This window comes from Bifidobacterium xylocopae (genome assembly GCF_003315615.1).
Taxonomy (GTDB): domain Bacteria; phylum Actinomycetota; class Actinomycetes; order Actinomycetales; family Bifidobacteriaceae; genus Bombiscardovia; species Bombiscardovia xylocopae.
In genome coordinates, this window is sequence record NZ_PDCH01000003.1 from 172,392 (window position 1) to 190,541 (window position 18,150).

13 protein-coding genes are annotated in these 18,150 nt (G+C 54.3%); 5 read left to right on the plus strand and 8 right to left on the minus strand.

Features of this window, described 5'->3' with window-relative positions:
- The first annotated feature begins 98 nt into the window (after positions 1-98).
- Positions 99-1,622, plus strand: coding sequence for a DUF4032 domain-containing protein (locus tag CRD59_RS02905; RefSeq protein ID WP_113853119.1), 1,524 nt, complete (start codon positions 99-101; stop codon positions 1,620-1,622).
- Between the two features lie 109 nt (positions 1,623-1,731).
- Here CRD59_RS02905 and rlmB read toward each other — a convergent pair whose 3' ends face one another.
- The 7 genes from rlmB to CRD59_RS02940 all read right to left on the minus strand — a co-directional run bounded on the left by rlmB (position 1,732) and on the right by CRD59_RS02940 (position 9,791).
- Positions 1,732-2,730, minus strand: coding sequence for a 23S rRNA (guanosine(2251)-2'-O)-methyltransferase RlmB (gene rlmB, locus CRD59_RS02910; protein WP_113853092.1), 999 nt, complete (start codon positions 2,728-2,730; stop codon positions 1,732-1,734).
- Between the two features lie 89 nt (positions 2,731-2,819).
- On the minus strand, positions 2,820-3,584 hold the full coding sequence (locus CRD59_RS02915; RefSeq protein ID WP_113853093.1) for a carboxymuconolactone decarboxylase family protein: 765 nt from the start codon (positions 3,582-3,584) through the stop codon (positions 2,820-2,822).
- 335 nt (positions 3,585-3,919) lie between these two features.
- On the minus strand, positions 3,920-4,270 hold the full coding sequence (locus CRD59_RS02920; RefSeq protein WP_113853094.1) for a hypothetical protein: 351 nt from the start codon (positions 4,268-4,270) through the stop codon (positions 3,920-3,922).
- Between the two features lie 494 nt (positions 4,271-4,764).
- Entirely contained in the window at positions 4,765-5,562 is a 798-nt protein-coding gene (locus CRD59_RS07810) for a hypothetical protein (protein WP_127920931.1), read from the minus strand.
- A 142-nt stretch (positions 5,563-5,704) separates the two neighbouring features.
- Entirely contained in the window at positions 5,705-6,022 is a 318-nt protein-coding gene (locus CRD59_RS02930; RefSeq protein WP_113853096.1) for a hypothetical protein, read from the minus strand.
- Positions 6,023-6,510: 488 nt separating this feature from the next.
- The gene (locus CRD59_RS02935) at positions 6,511-6,729 is read right to left on the minus strand and encodes a hypothetical protein (RefSeq protein ID WP_113853097.1); all 219 of its coding nucleotides are present in this window, start codon (positions 6,727-6,729) and stop codon (positions 6,511-6,513) included.
- A gap of 1,346 nt (positions 6,730-8,075) precedes the next feature.
- Positions 8,076-9,791, minus strand: coding sequence for a sugar transferase (locus tag CRD59_RS02940; protein ID WP_113853098.1), 1,716 nt, complete (start codon positions 9,789-9,791; stop codon positions 8,076-8,078).
- Positions 9,792-9,982: 191 nt separating this feature from the next.
- Between CRD59_RS02940 and CRD59_RS02945 the strand changes: the two genes are divergently transcribed.
- The 3 genes from CRD59_RS02945 (at position 9,983) to CRD59_RS02955 (ending at position 14,460) form a co-directional block, all read left to right on the plus strand.
- A complete protein-coding gene (locus tag CRD59_RS02945) occupies positions 9,983-11,398 on the plus strand; it encodes a polysaccharide biosynthesis tyrosine autokinase (protein ID WP_113853099.1) in 1,416 nt (471 codons plus the stop codon).
- Positions 11,399-12,048: 650 nt separating this feature from the next.
- The gene (locus tag CRD59_RS02950) at positions 12,049-13,857 is read left to right on the plus strand and encodes a DUF4012 domain-containing protein (RefSeq protein WP_236632681.1); all 1,809 of its coding nucleotides are present in this window, start codon (positions 12,049-12,051) and stop codon (positions 13,855-13,857) included.
- A 9-nt stretch (positions 13,858-13,866) separates the two neighbouring features.
- Positions 13,867-14,460, plus strand: coding sequence for an arsenate reductase/protein-tyrosine-phosphatase family protein (locus CRD59_RS02955; protein ID WP_113853101.1), 594 nt, complete (start codon positions 13,867-13,869; stop codon positions 14,458-14,460).
- A 719-nt stretch (positions 14,461-15,179) separates the two neighbouring features.
- Here CRD59_RS02955 and CRD59_RS02960 read toward each other — a convergent pair.
- Positions 15,180-16,232 carry a glycosyltransferase WbsX family protein gene (locus tag CRD59_RS02960; protein ID WP_113853102.1) on the minus strand — a complete coding sequence of 351 codons (1,053 nt, stop codon included), beginning with the start codon at positions 16,230-16,232 and terminating at the stop codon, positions 15,180-15,182.
- A 246-nt stretch (positions 16,233-16,478) separates the two neighbouring features.
- Between CRD59_RS02960 and CRD59_RS07815 the strand changes: the two genes are divergently transcribed.
- Positions 16,479-17,735 carry a hypothetical protein gene (locus CRD59_RS07815; protein WP_127920932.1) on the plus strand — a complete coding sequence of 419 codons (1,257 nt, stop codon included), beginning with the start codon at positions 16,479-16,481 and terminating at the stop codon, positions 17,733-17,735.
- Positions 17,736-18,150 lie beyond the last annotated feature (415 nt).

An 18,150-nucleotide genomic window follows, 5' to 3' on the forward strand; every position in this document is an offset into this window, starting at 1 on the left:
GCCTCATGCACACAATGCGTGAGGCCGCTTCCATGCCCGCTCCCTGACGTGGCCGCATGTGGCTGTGGCGGGCGGCGATTAGATTAGGAGGCATGATCATGGTGAACAGGCCGGCGGACGCAGGCCTACGGGCCGCAGGAGGGCTTGACCCCAGGGCCGTCAAGGCCACGTCGGTCCAGGTTCCCCCCGGACCGGACGAGGACCGTGCTCCCGAAGCACTGCGCATCACCGCGGCATCCTCCAATCCCAAGATGTTCACCCTGCCCTGGGAATGGCCCTTGGCCACCTGGCCCAAGGAGCTCCTGGCGAACCTACCCCGCGGCATCTCCCGGCATGTGGTCCGTTTCGTCCATGTGGGCGACGAGGTCTACGCGATGAAGGAGATCACCCAGCGTGTGGCCGAGAGGGAGTACGAGCTTCTGCGCAAGCTGCAAAAGCTGAATCTGCCGACGGTCACACCGATCGCCGTCGTCACCGGGCGCCACGACCGCGACGGCAAGCCGCTGGAGGCCATGCTGGTCACCAGGCATCTCAAATTCTCCCTGCCCTACCGCGCCTTGTTCGCCCGCAACCTGCGCCCCGACACCGCCGAGCGGCTGATCGACGCCCTGGCTGTACTGCTGGTCCGTCTCCACCTGGGTGGCTTCTACTGGGGAGATGTTTCGCTGTCCAACGTGCTCTTCCTGCGCGATGCCGACTCTTTCGCGGCTTTCCTGGTGGATGCCGAGACCGGCGCCCTCTACCCGACCCTGACCGACGGCCAGCGCGAGTACGACATCGATCTGGCGCGCACCAACATCATTGGCGAGTTGATGGACCTGAACTCCGGCGACCTGCTCTCACCGGACGTGGACGAGGTCTCTGTCGGCAACAGGTTGGCCGGGCGATACCACTCGCTTTGGTCGGCCCTGACCGACGAGGAGTCCTTCTCCCCGGACGAGATGTGGAAGATCGAGAAACGTGTGGCCAGGCTCAACGACCTGGGTTTCGATGTGGACGAGTTGGAGATGAAGACCGACGAGGATGGGAAGCGCGTCCTGGTCCGTCCGCGTGTAGTCGATGCGGGCTATGCGTCGCGCAAGCTCCTGCGCCTGACCGGGCTGGATGTGCAGGAGAACCAGGCCCGGCGGCTCCTCAACGATTTGGATGTCTACCGCACGTCTACCTGGCGGCAAGGCGAGGACATGGAGATTGTGGCGACCGACTGGATGCGGGAGGTTTTCGAGCCCACCGTGCGCATGATTCCGGCCGAATACCGCAGCCGGATCGAGCCCGCCCAGTTCTTCCATGAGGTGCTGACCAAGCGCTGGCTGCTCGCCGAGCAGGCCGGTCACGATGTGCCCATGGCCGAGGCGGTACGCGACTATATCGACGAATCGCTGCCAGAGTACAAGCTGGACGCCGATACAATGACGACCATCAATGAGGAGGCCGATTCGTCAGTGGTGGACGACGACCAGCGTTGGAACAAGGCCGCCGGCGATGGCGACCGGGAGCATTGTGACCTTGATCGGGGCACAGGCATCCATGACGGCGGTCTCGGCAGGAACGATTCCGCCGATTCCGATGACGTGGACGATATCTACCGGGACGATCAGGACGATTCGGTCTGGGCCAGCTGAAGCTTCATCCGGCGAATCCGGGCTGCCGGGAAAGCGAGAAAAGGGCCCGGCCGTCGTGATTTCACTGCCCGGCCCTTCCTCGTAATGCTCCTCGTTGCTTGCTTACTGCTTACTGCGCTGTCTGTACGTCGCCGGCTTTGCGACGGGCGGTGGACACCGCGTACAGGGATATGCCCGCTGCGACAGAGGCGTTCAGGGATTCGACCGAGGAGGAGATCGGGATGCCTGCGATTACGTCGCAGGTCTCCCGCACCAGTCTGCTCAGCCCCTTCCCCTCGGATCCGAGGACCACGACCAGCGGGTCTGACTCGAATCCGGTCTCGCCGACCAGGGCCCGCCCGCCGCCATCCAGTCCAACCGCATAATAGCCGCGTTCACGCAACCCCTCAATGGCTTTGGTCAGGTTCACCACTCGGGCCACCGGCAGGTGTGCAGCCGCTCCGGCGGAGACCTTCCAAGCCGCCGCCGTCACCGATGCGGACCGACGCTCAGGCAGAATCACGCCAGAGGCCCCGAAAGCCGCTGCCGAGCGAATCACGGCGCCCAGGTTCTGCGGATCGGTCACCCCATCCAGGGCTATGAAGAGCGGACGGGCGGCCATGGCGGCAGCGCCGCCTACGCCGGCCATGGCGCTGGCATGGTGCTCGGCCTTCTCCGCCAAGTCCGCCAGTGTTGCGTACTCATAAGGCTGCGTCTTGAGAATGATGCCCTGGTGGTTGCCGGAGTGGGCGATCCGGTCCATCTCCAGGCGGTCGGCCTCCAGCAGGTTAAGCCCCTCCTTGCCGGCCAGCTTGATGATCTCGCGGGTGCGGTCGTCGTGCTCGATGCGTGCAGCTATATAGAGCTGGCTGGACGGTACCCCGACCCGCAGAGCCTCCAGAACCGAGTTGCGCCCGATCACCAGGTCGCTAGGGTCGCCGCCGAAGCGGTCGGCCCGCCGCCGCGCCGCCAGCCGGGGGTCGGCAGCCTGCCTTTTGAGGGCCTGCTGCTTGGCCTTGTATGCCTTGTGGTAGACGCGGTCCTCCGCCCTGGGGGTGGGGCCCCGGCCGCGCAGCTTGCCCCGATGTTTGCCGCCCGAACCTTTGGTCGGGCCTTTCTTCTGTGCCATAATCCCCATCTTACGGGCAGCCGGCAACCGGTCCAGATCCCGCCCGTCGCGGGTCCGGGGTGGTCAACCGGCTACCTGCCCGTCCGGAATCAGCCCAGTCGGGCGACCTCCTCTGCGTCGGGAAAATCAAGCCAGGTGACGACCTCTTCGCCGGGCTGGGCCGGGGTGACGGCCACGTGAGTCAGCGAGGAGCCTCGCGAAGCGCCGTGCCAGTGCTTGACGCCGGCGGGGCAGAAGACCACGTCGCCGGGCTTGAGCTCGCGTGCGGCATGGCCTTCCTCCTGCTCCCAGCCGCGGCCGGCCGTCACCAGCAGGAGCTGGCCGTGCGGGTGGGTGTGCCAGCTGTTGACGCAGCCGGGCTCGAAGGTCACATTCCCGGCGCCGCACTCCGCGCCTGGCTCGGTCAGATAATGCACCCAGGCGTGGCCGGTGAAGTTGGGTCCGTCGGCCGGCTCGCCCAGGGGGTAGGGGCCGTGGTCGGCGACGGGGCGGGCGCCGCTTGCATCGGCTTCGGCGGTGGCATCCGCGCCCGCGTCACCACCGAAAATCTTCTTGGCGAGTCCGAAAGCGGACCAGGCCTTTGGCCAGCCCGCGTAGAAGGACAGATGCGTGATAAGCTCCACCATCTCGTTGCGTGTCACACCGTTGCGCTTGGCGATGCCCATGTGGCTCTCCAACTGGGGGAAAAGCCCCATGGACAGGAGTCCTGCGCAGGTGATCAAGGAGCGGTCGTGGGCGCTCATCCGGCGCTCGCGGGACCACACCTCCCCGAAGAGCACGTCGTCGTTCAAATGGGCGAACAGGGGGGCGAACTCCCCCAGCTGGTCATGCCCGGCTGTCTGCTTGATTGCCATGCCTGCATCCTTTCGGCTTCCGGCGGCCACGATGCGCCGGTCTGTTTCATAGGTATCACTTCAAGTGTGCTTGAAGTCAAACGCCGGAGCGGACTACGCGCTTGCCGGTGCCGCGCCGCATAATCAGGTAGGTGTCCGCCTACACCACCCTGAAGGACGGATTCGTACAGGGGACCCCCTGCTCGGACAGCCAGGCCTTGAGCTTACCGTGCCGAGAGGAGACCAGACGCTTGGGTGTGTGCCCCAGCATGGTATCGACCGCTGCCTACCCGATCTGAGTATGAGGGATGCGGGTCGTGGTGATTGGTGAAGTCACAATCGGGGCGATCAGGGTGTTATCGAAGCCGATGGCCGACAGGTCGAAGGATGTGCAGACCGTCGGCCTGCAGGCGGTTCGTCGGGCCCGCAGCAATCAGGTTGTTATAGGCGATGATCGCGTCCAGCAGCCGGTTCTCGATCACTGTTGCGCCTGTAGCCGCCTCCACGTCGATCTTGACGGGCCCGATCCGGCGGATGCGCAGGTCCATCCGTCCTGCGATTCGCTCCGGACTTGAAGTTGTAGGTGAGGCTGCCGGCAAGTAGGTAGACCACCGCTTGGAAGAGCCGTGCCCCAGAAAGATTCTGGCCCCCACTATCGGGACGATTCCGATGTAGATGTAGTAGATGGTCAGGATGAGGTTCATCATCTGCCAACCGGCGTTGTTGGCGGCGCCGCCTGTTCCGAAGCCGATGATATTGAACTCCGCAGCTTTCTAGACTTGGACGCATCTTGCGATTCGCCCATCAGAGCTGCTCTGCCTATCTCGCTTTATTAATTACTGCTGGAACGACAATGGGTGGGCCCGGTCTGGGATCTGCGATCACTTGATGATGCAGGGAAGGGAGGGGCTGGATTCGGCGGACATGCTGATCGCATTGACTGCGATGACCGAGACCGTGTAGTTGCCGAGCATCAGATTGCCCACGCTGGCCGAGGGTTGGCCGGTGACGGGCCTTGACCACCTGGCTTTTGCCTCCCGGTCAGGTTGCGCAGGGTGAGCTCATAGGAGCTGATGCGGGTGCCGCTGTAGGCCGACATCTTTCAGACCCGCTTCAGTGGCAAGGTCCACCCGCGGTAAAGGAGACCTTGAAGCTGGTTTTCTCGCCGTTTTTACGGGTGAAGACCGTCCGGTCCTGGTGATCACTGCCCAGTTCGATGGGTGCGGCGTTGAAGCTGTAGAAGGTGTTCTACTCGTGGCAGAAGTCGTCCGAAGCCTCTTCCAGCTGGAAGGCACCCTTGGCATCGTCCTCCATGTGGGAGGTCCAGCGCTCGCTCATGGCGCTGGCCTCTTGGGGGGGGGGGCAGGTGGACGACGTGCTTTACGGTCCACGACTCCCATCCCTGGGTGCCCGGGTTGCGTTCAGTGCCGCGTACGGTCAGCCTTGTTCCACCTGCCTGGTCGATCCAACCTAGGAAGTTGTCCTCCCGATGGACTTTCTGGCCCTCCATGTGCACAGTCAGAGTCAGGACCAGATTGGCACCCTCGCCCGCTGCCTCAACGGGCATCTGGATGCTGGCCGGCGTTTCCCAGTGCTCGGCGTAATGCGTGTCCGGGCCCCACGAGTCCTCCTTGGTGGTGTGGCAGCTGCCGTCGGCCACGCTCTGCCAGATCAACCGCCAGTTCAGTTTCAGCCGGGTGCCGCAGATTTCCTCCTCGTTGTGGGCGATGATCGTGCGTTCGCTGACAGAGCCGGATTCGTATGTCTTGTGGGGTTGGTTCAGGCGGGGCTCCTTGTCGTAAGCGGTTGCATCCGCGTAGGAGTTCGCAAAGTATTGATAGCCGCCGCACTCAATCCAGCGGTCGACACCCGGATTGTTGGGGAAGGGATCGAACTGGGCGCGTATGAGCAGCTTGGGGTTGAGCCCACGAGTGGTGAGCGCCTGGTCCAGGGGGGTATGAAGCGCTCGATGTTGTCGCGGATGAACATGGGCAGGCAAGAGGGCTCTCGGACTGGTATGCGTGTGGTGCGCACGCCGCGGGTCGCCCTGCACGCCTCACGGCTGAAATCGGCTTAGGTAATTGTGTCCGGCTCGCTTTGAGCCGCTCGTGGTAGATGTCGCGGATAGAGTCTTCCCCGGCCTAGATGGGGTTGCCGGCCGTTGAGGCAGAGCCCGGGCTCCAGAAGGCGCTCTCCTGCTCGATCAGCCAGTCGGTCTCGTCTACGTGGCTCTCCAGGGCATCGGAGGGGATGGAGCGGATGTGGTTGCGCAGGATGTTCGCGTTGGCATGCCGGTAGGTGCCGATCCGGGCGGCGGCCATGGTGTCTGATGGATGTTCCTTGTCCGGGATCCCTCTCCCCACCGTAGCGTCGCCGATTTCTTCGATCAGGTCGCGATTGTCCTGGTTGAGCAGGAAAGGAGAATCGCCACACAGACGGATTGGCAGGCTGTTCATCATGTAGCGATCGCACTCGCGTCAGAACTGGCGGAAGCCAGAGTGCTCACAGGTTGTGTTGCCCTGTTTGCTGCTTGCGGTCCGGGTCAGTCTGGCGTCTGTCGGGTAGAGGAATGGGCTAGTGCGCGATTGGGAGCGGACATTGGGCCAAGGTTTGCGGTTAGGTTGACCACCTAGCTGGAGCGCGGCGCCAGCTCAACCTGGGCGTCTTGAGGGTCAGGGGCCGGAGCATCGGTCTCTGAGCTGAGCTGCTGCTTCTAGGACTTGACGTAGGCATCCTGGGTGAGCTTGGCCACCTGGCCGGTGTGGTTAACGAGCGGAGCCTTGAGGGTCAGTTCGTCGTTGTGGGTCGGCGTTGTGTTTGGAGTCGGGAATGATCTGCAGGTTATCGATGTGTACCTTGGGGCGGTCGACCAACCGTACACTAGCGCCGATGTCCCCATGGTCGCCGATGTTCTTGGTGCCGCAGTGGAAGAGGGGGCGCGCTCGGGTCACTCCTCAGGCACCGGCTCATCCTCGGTCAGCTGCTTGACGTTCCAGACCTCAATCTCCAGTTGGTTGTTCCCGGTTTTGAGGCCTCGGTGATATCCGGGTCCTAGGGGAGCAGGGTCATCGTAGCCTTTGGCTGACTCTGGCCCCACCGCTACATCATCTAACCACTCCTTGCCCAGGGTGGGCACCGTGCCCAGCTGGAAGGCCCGCCGGCACACGCCTTGGTGGGAATCCTTGGCTCCAGCTCGACCGGATAGCCGGGGCTGGTTTTCGGCAGGCCGGCCCACCAGGTTGGCACGGTGATCACGTGCCGCTCATCTCCGCCATCCAGGTAGAAGCCCCAGGTCCCATTCAGGTTGACTTCTATCGTGTGTCGCCTTCCCGCGTCCGTCCTCATCAGTGCACCGAATTGCCTCCAAGCAGACTGCCCTGCCTGTTTTTTTTTTGCTGACTTTTGGCATTCGGAAAGTTCGAAATGCGTCGTATTCTGCTCTTGTCGGAAAGTCAGCATGCACGGCAGTCTGGCGAACCACCATATCGGTAGTATGTGTACGTGCTGCACAGGCCGCAGTGGATGAGAAGTGGCTCACGAGGATGTCAAAAGGATGCATTGGTGCCAGCCGGTCAGGTAAATGAGCAAGGTCTGTGGCCGCGTTCCTGACTGCGGCGCTCGACCTGTTGACCTCGGGCTGTGGGCCAGCATGCGATGGTGACAGTTTTGGTCGAGATCACCCGGTGGATCTGGCAGTCTATGATTGGCGATTTCACCCAGGCCTATGAGCGGGCAATCCTCGGCGTGCGCGTCAAGGCGGTGAATGTTGGCTCCAACGAAAAGGAGTATATGCAGCTGCTCAGCGCCATAGCGGCTGGCAAGAGTGTGCCCGACCTGTGGAGTGTGCATGGTCTTCAAAGCGATCGGGCAGTACATGGTCAACCAGGTAACCCAGGCCGGTGGATGAGCTGGGCTTCCGCTCAATCGCCGGCGACTTCACGCCTTCCTCCCTGGTGTCGGTCACGAAGTACACAGGCTAGACACCGTCCACGCTGAAAGCGGCGGCGGCCGTGGTTATGCCTGCTACAGCTGACCGGTGTATGGCCGAGGCTGCCTGCGGGTTCGCGCACGAGGGTGATGTCCAGGTCAACCTGGACCAGGACGGCATCCCGCCTCTCCCAAAAGGTCATGAACAGCGCCGATTTCCGCGACAGGGCCGACCTCTTACTTCGGCGGCCAGCATATCGGGGCGGTCATAGCCGACACTGTCGGCAGGAGGGCTCCGGCTGGCAGTGTCTGCCTATGGTCTACGCCAACTAAATCACCATCAATACCATCAAGTCGTACCTGGTTCGATCCACCCTCTAGTAGGAGGCTTGGTACTATGGCCCAAGAGCCTTACCGTCTATGCCTGCCGACAAAGCTTCGCCACCAACCGATAGCGGGGGTTGCTGGATGCAAAGTACTGGGATTGTGGGATATTGACGGGCTGTTACGTGTGCCACTATAACTGCTGTCGAAGCGGTATAGCGCTCGTCACATGGTCTTCAACCTGTATAGGTGTGAGATCTTTCAATAGGAACCTTTATGACGGATGACTGCAGTAAAAGTCTTGGCCAGAATCGCTATGTCGCCGGTAATCGACCAGCGTTGAATATATGAAATGTCAAGTTGCTCGGCCTCTTCCTGGGAGAGGTCGCTGCGTCCGGAAATCTGCCATGGGCCAGTGATACCAGGACGCACCAGCAGACGTGTAGAGTATAGGGGGCCATACGAATCGACTTCATATTGCCGCTGGGGTCTAGGACCGACGAGCGACATGTCGCCTTTGAGAACATTAAGGAACTGAGGGAATTCATCGATTGAATACTTGCGGATGAAGCGGCCAACCTTAGTCACACGTGGATCGTCTTTGACTTTGAAGAGCGCCCCAAGCTGTTGCCCGGTGGATTGGGCCATGCTGCCATCCAACTTGTCGGCATTCACTTTCATCGATCGCAGTTTGTAACAATCAAAGGGAACTTCGTTACGACCGACGCGTCGCTGCCTATAAAAGGCCGGCCCGTGGTCCTCCAGCTTGATTGCGACTGCCGCGGGCAGAATGATAAGCGGTCCCGAAATGATAAGCGCAATGGTAGAACCGATGATATCCATCAACCGCTTGACGAAACGGGTTGTGAAGGAGTACTGAGGCAAGGTGGCGATAAGTATGGGCTGATTACCTGAATAATCCAAGTCGATGCGGTGGGCGCTGATATCGGCCACGGAAACCGACACCGCCAGTTCAATGCCGAGTGATTCAACGGCCAGCGGCAGCGTGTGCATGACTTCGTTGTCACGCGAAATCACGTCAGCGACGATGACAATTTGAGCGCCCATCCGTTCAGCGGTGCGTGGCAGGTTTGAGCTATAGGTGATAACCGGCAGTTCGGCATCATCGCCTTCCGTGTTTTCCTGGGAATCGATATACACGTCTGGTCCCTCAGTTGTTCCGTCACTGGTTGTCGGTACAGCCGTATGGGTTTGACCTTCGTACGGAACCGCTACGATGCTTCCGTCCGTACATTCTGGATCACGTGCAATCGGGCAGACTGCTATAGGCCGATAGCCACTGGACTTGCTTTTGCTGAGCTTGCTGACCATGGCGTCAATACCTTCGGGGGACCCGATGATGACCGCGTGGTATTGACACTCGCCTTTCGTCCTCCAGTGGTGAAGAATTCTGCGCATCTGCCAACGGTTGAATGTCTCCAGAAGTCCAGCCATCAGCGGTGCAGTAATCACCGAGGTGCGGGGCAGGTTCAGGCTGAGCATGTAGACCGAGAAGCTAGTGAAGACTACTGTGAGGATAGATGCATTAATGATTTTTGTGTACAGTTCGTATCCTTCGGACATTACGTGCCTATGATATGTCCCGCATAACAAGAGGCATATGATCCAAACCGCACACTGCAAAACTGCAAATGCCTGAACGGACAGGTGCGATTCTAACCCTTCATAAGTTGCGGGGTTCAATGTCAAGCAAAACACCAATGCGAACAGCATTGCCACGGCATCGACAGCCACCAGGCTCGCCACATATGCATATCTCCATGCGGGGGTTCGCCTCAGCTGCTGCAGAGCCGGGTGGGCATTAGGGGTTTGGTCGAATTGCTGGTTGGTGAACCTCAACTGAGCGGAGTCAGTGTTCAGGGACGAATAGGACCGTTGGTCGCTATAAGCTGCACTGGCGAAGTTGACTATTCCAGTTACTTTAGCCGAGGAGAATCGATTTTCCGCATAAGTCACAGCATTTTCCCCTTCGTTGTATTAATTCGCTTCTCCCCCACAGCCCGAATACACTTACACACAGCAGTGGTGCCTATTCTGTAAAGGCTATTATATAGCAGCGGATGTGTGATGACTTGCATGAATCATTCTTGCCGCTGTATAGCCTAGTGTAAGATGTTTCTGAACCCGCTAAGAATGAGGACAATACCGTGGCCATTGCTGATCTGTTACGAATTCTGCGCAAGCACCTTACAACTGCGTTCATAACATTTGCTGTTGTTATCGCGGCAGTAGCAACTGTTGCTTTTATGATGCCGCCGAAGTACACTGCGACGGCTGAGCTACTTGCAACATATACTGGGCAGGCTAATACGGAGCAGAACACAGCAGAAATGAGTTCTGGAACTTCATATTTGTCGACGCAAATTCAAACGTATCCGCAACTGGTTAAAACTGAATCTGTACTGAAGCCTGTCATAGATGACTTAGGGCTTACTATGAGCGTTAAGCAACTTGCCGATTTGGTTTCTGCTACCAATCCGGCCGACACGTTCATGGTAGATATAACTGTGGTCGGCCCTAACCGGCAGGAATCTGCGGTTATTGCAAATAGCGTAGCCGAAAGTCTTTCGAGACAGATATCTTCTGCTCTTTATGCCGGGAAAGGGGAGAAATCGTCGGTCAGGTTATCCCTTGTACAAAGGGCGCAAGAACCCAGTTCGCAGAGTTCGCCAAAAGTTCGACTCTATCTCACTGCCGGTGCTATCCTAGGCCTTGTTCTGGCAATCGTAGCAGCAGTGCTGAAAGAAATGCTGAATACGAAAGTTGACAGTGCTGAGGATGTGCATGAGATTATAGGGGGCTCCCCGCTGGGTGAAATCCCGCAGAGCGAAGCATTAAAAGAGCATAACCTTGCGGTCATTAGCGAGCCCAATGGATTTAATGCCGAGGCGTTCCGTCGCATTCGGACCAATTTATCTTTCCTCGCTACGGAAGATGCAGATCAAGGGCGTTTACTGGTCATATCTTCGGTTAGTCCAGGAGAGGGGAAAACGACAGTATCGACGAATATAGCGGCAGCACTCGCTGAAGATGAGAAAAGTGTGCTACTGATTGATGCTGATTTACGCCATCCATCTGTGGCGCATAAATTAGGCATTGAAGGACATGTCGGCCTATCCCATATACTCTCCAGGCAGGCTACCCCGCTTGATGTGGTACAGAAGTATTGGAAAACAAATTTTCATATACTTCCGGCTGGCAAGCGACCTGCAAATGCCAGTATTTTGCTCAATTCGCGAATAATGACTGAACTTGTTGACCAGGCGCTGACGCAGTATGATTACGTGATTATTGATACCGCTCCTCTTTCGGTAGCTAATGATGCCATAGTCTTTGGGCGCAGAGCTGGGGGACTCAGCCTAGTCGTTGGGAAAACAATCAGCGAGAAAAAGGATTTAGTGGAAACAGTCGAAGCTATGCATGTCGCTAAAATCCCATTGCTGGGATTTATATTCAATTTTGCGGATGCCAAGAAGATTCATACTAAAAACTATTATTATTACAATAATGAATCGAAGCAAAATAATAGAAAAGGTAGAAGGATAGCGACATCTCCAAAGTGACTAATAGCGAAGCTGGGTGATTTTCATACTATGTGCATATGCCATGTATCGCGTTTCAATAGGAGACTCGTCTAGCGTTAGCGAAAGTGGGTTGGTGTAAGGGCCAATGAAAGGCAGATGATTGTGCCAGCAACGGTAAAACCGCCAGGTAGTGAGATGGATCTCATCTTTCCATTGGGGATTCAGACTGTTGAGGGCAACCATGTCCACGAAGAACGTACCCCGATGGTCTTAAGTCCTGACGACCAACAGAATCAAGTCTCTGCATGTGAGACCAATGATATAGTTAGTACCTCCTGGGATATACCGGTTATCAGTTTTGGCGCTCTTGGACACCCTGGGCACAATGCAAAGGCAGCTGTTTCCAGTGGCGGCCGGCCGATTGATGAATTTGCTCTTATCATAATCTCCGCTATAAGGACCGCTGAAATACAGCCACGATATTACCGAGGGAAGCATATCTCTTGTATTTCGAGTAAATGAAATGCTTGGCAAGGAAAGGTGGTATGGAGATTATCCACTCTAATATGTGGATTTATACAAGAGTATTCGGCAGTTTCTTTAAGCGCGTTTTCTGCAGGAAGTCGTAGAGGGGTATGTTAGGGAATCCGGGAAATGGCTCCATAGATAAACATATAGGAGCACGTTCTGTGCGACACAAGCATGGTTTTCGTAACTTGCTGTGGGTTATACTGCTGGCGCTTGTAGCGGCTTTAGGTATTCTCGGGTGGAGTGGTTATCAATTGTTTTCGCAGGCTAAGCAAGTGAAAAAACACGAGGAGAAGGCCATAGAAATGTTGGCCCGTTCTTCCACGCTATCTGACGGGAGCGTTCTTGATGGTTATATCAAACAGCAGTTACCCGTCATTAGCAAAGAGACGCGAGAAGCTAAGGTGATAGCTCATGGTACGTTATGGAATGCTGCTGCTCGCACGCCGGTATACGGAAATGATCTCAAGACAGTTCAGGGAATGACCGATTCCTTGGATGCCATAGTTACCGGACCTGTTCCAGAGTTACTTACGGTGGCATCGAACCTTGAGCATTCGCAACTCAGCTCTGGCGATGGCCGGCTTAATGTCGAGCCTATACTGAGGAGTCAGAAATCGATTGCGGCAGGCAGTGCTGATATGCATAAACAAGTTGTAACATATAACAATTTGCCGTTACCCCGTGGTGCCTTCGTAAAAGATGCTTACCTATCTGGGAGGACGACATTAAATCAAGTTTCTGCGCAAATCCAACAGTTTTCCAATTCCTTCCAAATGCTGCCCCAGTTTCTGGGTGCCGATAAGCCTCAGACTTTTGCATTGCTTGCCATGACAACCTCAGAAGCCCGTTCTTCGGGTGGGCTTATAGGTTCAATAGGTGTCATTACGACCGACAAGGGGGAAATTTCGGTCGGTAACTTCAAGCCTAATACGGATTATCTGTCCTATGGCATTGGCAACCCCACACCAGACGAAGTCAACGTTTTCCGACAGTGGGGACCTTTGCAGATGTCGTTCGATGTAAGGGATTTAGCTGTGTATCCCGATACTTCTAGATCAGCAGAAAGCATGCAGGCTATTTGGCAGAGAACCCCTTGGGGTAGCAAGCAGCCGATTGATGGAGTCATTTTAGTGGACCCGGTTTTCCTGCAGGAACTCATTAAGATTAATGGTGATATTAAGCTTTCGGACGGGCGTGTTTTAAGCGGTCAGAATACGGCTGAATTCCTACTGAACACAGTCTACAAGGAGTATGCCCCAACTCAGCAGGATATGTACTTCCAGCAAGTCGCTGAGGCTAGCATTGGTGGAATGTTTTCGCAGATTAATATGAGCAAATTAACTAAAGTCGCGCAGGTTATGAGTTCATCAGCTGAAGGACGGCATTTCTCTATGTATGTTTTTGATAAGAATATGGAGACGACGATTGCGGCTGCAGGATTCACTGCGCAGTCTTCCAGCAGCGCGGAGCATCCAACAGTTGGAGTATATAGCACTGAGCAAAACGCGTCGAAGATGGACTGGTACATCCACAGAAGGGCTAAGGTCACGCGTATGCACTGCCATTCTAATGGTTCACAGACCTATCATGTCTACTACACAATGACCAACACGCTCAACAGTCAGGAGGTGTCTTCCCTGCCCGCGTATATTGTCGGCATCAACCAGGCGGGACAGCCTCAAGGCTATGGCATCGAGAAGATGCTAATATATCCGCCAGCCGACGGCGCCATCAGCAATCTTAAGACGGACGGAACAGTTAGTGAGTTGCACAAGACCGAGATGAACGGCAAAACTCTGTACGCGAGTATCGCCAGTCTGGCACCGGGTGCGAGTGTGACTTACTCTTTCGACGTCACGACTTCGCAGAAAACCATTAGCGATCTCAGGGTAGATCAAACCCCTATGGGTTGGATGGACTCGGGACCCAGCTTCGACGGTTCGGCATGTTCCGCTTCGGGGCACTAATCTCAAACTATGCTGATTATGTTCGTATGCACCGGGAACATCTGTCGTTCTCCAATGGGTGAGCTCCTGCTTGCCCACTATTTGGCTGGCACGACAGTGCGCGTAACCAGCGCGGGGACTCGCGGTCTTCCTCAACACCCAATGGACCCTTCCAGCGCGAAACTTATGAGCAGCGTCGGAATAGATTCCAGCCGATTTAGGTCAAAACGCTTGACCGCTGACATGGTTCAATCAGCGGATCTTATTCTCTGCTTCGAGGAACGGCAGCGCAAGGATATAGTGTCTCTTGATCCAAGCGCTGTTCAGTATACCTTTCTTCTGACTGAGTTTGCAAAGCTGTGTGAATATTGTGGCCAGCACAGAATGGTAGTAGGGCTCACTATTCAGCAGAGGTTGTACTCTGTAATCGTGTCGGCGCCAGCAATAAGGCCATTGCTACCCAAAGTGGCAGATATTGCAGATATAGAAGACCCACACGGGAAAGATTTTGGGGAATTCCGGAGAACTGCCGAGCAGATGAACCAGGCTTTAAGAATGGTGCTGACCTGCATGCGTAAGCATTATTATGATGAGTTTGCTAATAAAGCCGCTAAGATTTCCTAACCAGCTACAGGTGAGTGTCGCCTATGCTTGGCGGTTCAATGAACCCTTTTGGCCTTGTGGATGCTTGAGGCCTATCGGGTAGTGATAGTGGCGTTTAAGTTGTCAGTTTAGTCTTGTTTGAGAGGGAGTGTCTGGGGTTATCAATGGCGCTGTTCTTGTCATTTCCCGATAGGACGTGTTTCCGGGCGTGGAGGTGGTCTGCGCCGTCGCCTGGCTGGATACGCGCATTAGACGGTTGATTGCATTTGCATAGTGACTAAGACCGTACTGATTGAGCTTACGCAGGTTTAAGGCTGTCAGGGGGGGGGGTAAGAAGGATATCTAATGGGCGAACCTGGTCGCGGGTCGTCGAGGACGCTGTGCGTGGGACCAGGCCTCAACGCTTGTCACGTGCGGTAGAGGGCCTTCATCAGCGAATACATCCCGACCAATGCAGACCTACGCAACGCCCGAAGCGGTATGCACCTCCTGCAGGTTAGTCAGCCAGAAGGTGTGTCATTGTAGCTGGACCCTGGGAGTGGGGATTGTCCAGGTGAGTGGTGGCGACCTGCGGACGGTGCTGACCGTTCGGGGGAAACTGAGACGCGTCGCCCACTGATTCTACAGGGGTTTTAGTGTCTACCCAATGTTTCGCTGGTAAGTACAGTTCTGATGAGCGATCCGCAATTTCAATCCGCCCGTGTGTATCGGATTACGGACTGAACCAACCTATGGTGTTTTTACAAGGCATTTTTCACGGCTTGCAGGTAGTCATATCCATATTGTTTGCTTGGTTCGAGAAAAGCACCCTCACTCCACTCGTTCCAGGCATTGATAATAAGGTAATCGTCCCTGGTGTAAGGCCTGTCCGAGGATACTAGCTGAGACAAGTAAGATTGAAATTTTGCCGCCGTTGCACCTTTTACAATCATGCTGTTTTTTTCTTTACGTGGCGAATTGTCCCATGAGACGAAACAACTTTTGAATATTGGTTTACCTGAGTAAGTTCTTTGCCTCTGTAGAATCTTTCTCCAAAGAATATCGTAATCCTGAAAGTCTATTTGTTTAGTTAGTTTCGCAAAAGCCCTTTTTGCGGTTTTAACAAGTGGTAAATCAAAGTAAGTTGTGTATAGAGGTTCGAATTCCACTACCGCATTAGTTTTTTGGCTGAATAACGTGCGATTCTTTGAACTGATAAATTCAACTGCATAAACTGATTCCATACCCTTTTTTGCCAGAACAGTGTTCCAAAAATCGAGCATATTCTCGTAATCAGGAATATTATTGGGCTTATAAATGAACAATAGCGGATGCCCATTAATTTTGATATACCGTTCATCTTCAAAAAAGGTATGCAGGTATTCGATGTGTGATCGCCATTCAGATGCAGGACCATAGGTCTGTTCGATTAAGGTATTCGGATCTTTCCCGTGCCAAGTTGTGATCCATGATTCGTTTGCCCAGCAGAAAGCATATTCGATTTTTTCTTTTATTTGGTTGCGTAAAAGTTTCGCTGGCTTGGTAAACAGCTGTTTATCTTGTGAAAACCAGTAATGATACATGATAAACCCAGAAATACTATATGATTGAGCTAATTTAATCTGTTTGACTATATCTGCAGAATGGCTTAAATCATAATAATCGTTCTGGATGGGTTCCACAGGTTGTACATGTCCTTGGTAGTAACTTTTCCCGCTTTTTACATTGTCCCACTCTGTGAAGCCGTCGCCCCACCACTGATTGTTTTCGGGAATTTCGTGAAATGCCGGTAAATACAGGGCGAGGGCTTTCATCCGTGCGTCTCCTAAAACATACACCTCTGACTGGTATGCAAAATATGGACTATTTTAGCAGAAGTAAGGCCATTTTCGTTTTACAGGGAATCAGATAAATGGCTGATCAATAGACGCTACTCTTTAATTTTCATGAATATCACTTCAGATTCAGCGATTTGGTAAGTGTTATTTGGCATTATCCTCCGGGGCCTTCTTTATACTTGTTGTTAGATGATTCCGAGCGAGACTGAAGGATATAGGCCTATGTTGAAAAGTATCAGGGAAGATATTGTGACAGATACTGCACTCAGGACCTATAGAATTGGTCTGGGTATTTTGGTCGTGGGGGCGCCACTGGGAGTTGATGTAGTTCCAGGGTCGCAATTCTCTGTTGCAAACCTGTTTCAGCTTGTGGCTGTTGCATTGCTGATTGGTTGCTTCGCTAGATATCTTGGCACGAGAGAAATAACTATTCTTCTTTCGTATATTGGCTGTGTCGCAGCTGTATGGATTATGCTTGACGCCCAATTCGCTATTAGGGGGTCAATAGTTCACGATTTGTATTTTGCGGTCTGCATTTTGGCTATTCTTCTAGTTTGGTCAGTTCCAAAGATGCCTGCGGTGCGTGAGAATACAATAAAATCGTTGAAAACGGCAGTTCCGCTTGCACTCGTCGTGATGTATGGCTATGCGATTAAGGATTTGATTGTTCAACGACTTCCATACACTGCTATGGGTTTTGATGACAAATCTCATGCAGCGGTATACATAGGTGCGCTTGCATTTCTTGTACTATTCGCCTATAAGAGTTTTTTCCGCTTACCGTGTGCTTTATTCGTATTTGCCTCCTCGTTTCTAACGATTTCTCGCCTACCCGCTATAATGCTCCCCTTTTTTGTAATAGCTTTTGTAAGTGCTTTTGCCAAAACGGAGAAATCTATCAAAGTAAGTCTCAAAAAAGTGCTTTTTAACCTATGCGCCAGTGTTTTCTTGATTATATTACTTTCGGTTGTTGTTTCGTTGGTTCAAAAACTGCCAGTGCTGAACAGAATACTTGATTCTCAGAGCAATGCTGGTACTGCAGATTCAACACAGTCTCATATTCTTCTGATAAAACTCGCTATACAGCTTAAATTCTCTAAGCCATGGATTTTTATCTTCGGTACCAGTCCAGGTATGTTTTCCTATTTGCTGCCTGTTTCAGGCCTTAATTATATGGAGTTAGCACGTTTTGACCGTAATACGCTACACGCGATGTGGAGAGGCTTATTGCCTGTTCATTCGGCACTAGCTTCGATTTTTCTCGAATTCCCAATTTGGATCTTTGTCTTATACATTATCTTGCTGTGCAAAATAGTATCGAATACCTTTAAAAACCAGCAGGTAGGTATATGGACAATGATCCCGGCACTTATAATGGGCACACTTTGGTACAGCGGGCACAATGAACCTTATTTTTTGGCGCTCCTGCTTGTTGGGATAGGAGCCATGGAAAAGATTCCTGACAAACAAGACAAATAAGATAATCTTCACTGTTAATTCCTGAACTGCAAGGGATTGCTGGCTTTGATGGTTCAGGGACAGTGCGGGAATTTGCCGACAATATTCATGGTTTTTGGAATCGGAGTTAGCTTTGTCTATCCCAAGGCTATTGTGTTCGCGTACATGCCTTCTTAAAAGGTTCTTACTGGTTGCCTGGAGTACGGCTCGGAAGCAAGTCTTGCGTTCCATTCGAGATGGTCATGCGGGGGGGGGGGGGGCAAGAAGGTTAACATCCCCGATGGCAGTGCTCCGGGGGGGGGGGGTACCGGAGGGGGCTTTTGTTTCAATTGGCTCCTTTTTCGGGGTGTTTGGGTGTTCAGGTCGGTTGACGTGAGGGGTCCGTGGTGATGCGTGTAGGGATGGACGGCTGCTGCTGACACACTGTTGAGCGGCG